Here is a 2,628-nt window from a genome sequence, read left to right on the forward strand (position 1 = left end):
CAGGTGGGTGAAGCCATGGCCATGGTCAAAGCGCTTAACCGGATCACGCTATTAGGAATGCCGAACAGTATTCGCATCACGTAACAATCGACCAGTATGGGGCGCAGTCGTTACAAGTTCTGATTTATTCAACAAAGCCGGTTATAGGGGTTATTTTTTACTAATGGATTCGAATTTTTCATGCAGGGATTTGGGGTATAGCTCCGTGTAAACCTGCCATAAAACGTTTAGTGAGCGATGACCGGTGACCTGGGCCACTTCTTCTATACTGAACCCAGCCTCGAACAGACGGCTGGCTCCTTCACGGCGCAGGTCGTGGTAGCGCAAGTCCTCAATACCGAGGGCGTTCCTGACGCGTTGAAACCCCGCCGTTACGGAACGGGAGTTATACGGGAAAATTAACTCGCTGGTTTTGGGCTGGCACTGCACTATGTTCCAGGCTTCGCCGAGCAGCGGAACCAGCATATGGTTACCTGATTTTTTGCGCGGATCTTTTCTGTCTCTGAACAGTACGGCTTTTTGTTTTTCGTCCACGTCTTCCCAACGGATTTTGCACACTTCGCCCACCCGCATACAACTGAGGATCGAAAAGTTCAGAATATCAACGAAGGGGATTTTTGCCGCGATGTGTTCGCTTCTGGACTCAAGCCCTGCCAGCAGTTTATCCAGTTTATCACTAACCGGGCGGCGGCTGCGTCGCCTGGATTTGCCAATCAGCCCCATCTGGAGCAGTAGCGGCCTTGCATCGGTTGCGGGGTTGGTTGTGTAGTCGATACCGTAGAAAGGTTTGGCGGACGCCAGAACGGAAGAAAGGTAACTCACATCGTGGTTAACAGTAGAAGGGCCAGCACCAGCACCGTTTCTCTGGCGGCAGTGCTCAATGACGTGGCTGGTTGAAAGGTCTGTAAGGGGGGATTTCGGCTATGTCACAGTCCAGCAACATATCCAGTACATAGCGTTTTGTGCGTCCGGCTTTGCCTCCGAGGTTGGGATCATTGATGTAGCATTTTAGCAGATCGCCAACGGCCATTTTGTTTAAGTCGTTGGCAGTCGGCACCCCATTTGTTTCCAGTTCAGCAACCCTGCCAGCACCCCACGTTTTAGCATGAGCCTGTTTGCTGAATGTCCGGTTTTCCCGGTAGAGATATTTCCCACCTTCTTTTACGCCCACGGTGCAGCGGTAGCGTAAAGTCCCATCGGCGCGTTGACGTTTTTCTATGCTATAGTAGGCCATGCTTTTCCTTTACCTTCGTTCAGCACCCCATAAACAAGGGGTGCTGTTGGGGGTGCTGATAAAGAAAAAATACGACATAAAGACAAAAAATGCACGAAAATAAAGAAACAACCAACCCCCGTCAATTCAGCGAAAATAGCAGCGCAGCGCCAAAATACGCAGCTCACCGCTTCTCTGTTGCCCCGATGCTCGATTGGACCGATCGTCATTGCCGTTATTTCCACCGCCAACTGACCCGTCAAACGCTGCTGTACACCGAGATGGTCACGACCGGCGCCATTATTCACGGTAAGGGCGATTATCTGGGTTACAGTGATACCGAGCATCCGGTGTCGTTACAGTTGGGCGGCAGCGATCCTGCTGCGCTGGCGCAGTGCGCGCAGTTGGCAGAGCAGCGCGGCTACGATGAGATCAATCTCAACGTCGGCTGCCCTTCGGACCGCGTGCAGAATGGACGCTTTGGTGCCTGCCTGATGGCAGAAGCAGAACTGGTGGCGGATTGCATCAAAGCGATGCGCGATCGGGTATCGATCCCGGTTACGGTGAAAACTCGCATCGGAATCGACGATCAGGATAGCTACGCTTTCCTGTGCGATTTTGTTCACACCGTGTCCGAGCGCGGCCAGTGCGATACCTTTATTATCCACGCGCGCAAAGCCTGGCTTTCAGGCCTGAGTCCAAAAGAGAATCGCGAGATCCCTCCGCTGGATTATCCACGCGTCTATCAGCTCAAGCGCGATTTTCCGGCATTGACCATCGCCATTAATGGCGGTGTGAAAACGCTGGAAGAGGCAAAAAACCATTTGACGCAGCTCGATGGGGTGATGATGGGACGCGAAGCCTATCAAAATCCCGGCCTGCTACTGGATGTCGATTCGCAACTGTTCGGTATTGATGCCCCCGCCGTCAGCCCGTTTAGCGTGTTGGAAGCGATGTATCCCTACATTGAGCGTGAGCTGACCAACGGAACCTATTTGGGCCATATCACCCGCCATATGCTGGGCTTGTTCCAAAGTATTCCCGGCGCGCGTCAATGGCGCCGTCATTTAAGCGAAAATGCCCACAAACCCGGCGCTGGCATCCCGGTGGTGGAAGCGGCACTGGCGCTGGTACGCGATCTCGCGGCATAAAAAACACCAACTGTTAGTAAAAATAGCCACAAACTATTGCCCACACTGACATTCCATTCTGATAAATCAATACGTTATCAGAAGGGGAAGGTTGGCATACTTCTTGTGATACCTCCCACAGAACGGGTCGTGTATTCAATGAGTTGATGTAGCATCAAACGTAGTACTCGCGTTCGATGTAAGTACCGATGATCCTATCGTGCATTTCGGATGATTTTGAATATCCGGGCGTCTTGCGATTGAGCCGTTGCAATCGGTTACGCA

At 52.1% G+C, this 2,628-nt stretch carries 2 protein-coding genes and 2 pseudogenes; 2 read left to right on the forward strand and 2 right to left on the reverse strand.

Annotation, left to right across the window (positions count from 1 at the left end):
* Positions 1-84: pseudogene (locus tag QZ506_RS12030) on the forward strand (lipoprotein); the annotation flags it as partial.
* A gap of 66 nt (positions 85-150) precedes the next feature.
* Here QZ506_RS12030 and QZ506_RS12035 read toward each other — a convergent pair.
* A pseudogene (locus tag QZ506_RS12035) lies at positions 151-1,234 on the reverse strand (tyrosine-type recombinase/integrase).
* An 89-nt stretch (positions 1,235-1,323) separates the two neighbouring features.
* Here QZ506_RS12035 and dusA point away from each other — a divergent pair.
* The gene (dusA, locus tag QZ506_RS12040; RefSeq protein WP_291971320.1) at positions 1,324-2,364 is read left to right on the forward strand and encodes a tRNA dihydrouridine(20/20a) synthase DusA; all 1,041 of its coding nucleotides are present in this window, start codon (positions 1,324-1,326) and stop codon (positions 2,362-2,364) included.
* 154 nt (positions 2,365-2,518) lie between these two features.
* Here dusA and QZ506_RS12045 read toward each other — a convergent pair.
* Positions 2,519-2,628 (reverse strand): IS1 family transposase (locus tag QZ506_RS12045; RefSeq protein ID WP_291970049.1); only part of this gene is annotated, 110 nt, incomplete at its 5' end.

Source organism: Candidatus Symbiopectobacterium sp., from assembly GCF_020054415.1.
GTDB lineage: Bacteria > Pseudomonadota > Gammaproteobacteria > Enterobacterales > Enterobacteriaceae > Symbiopectobacterium.

What these genes read in the sequence shown, in the direction of transcription:
- dusA (WP_291971320.1), top strand. Translation starts at nt 1,324, where the DNA reads ATGCACGAAAATAAAGAAACAACCAACCCCCGTCAATTCAGCGAAAAT.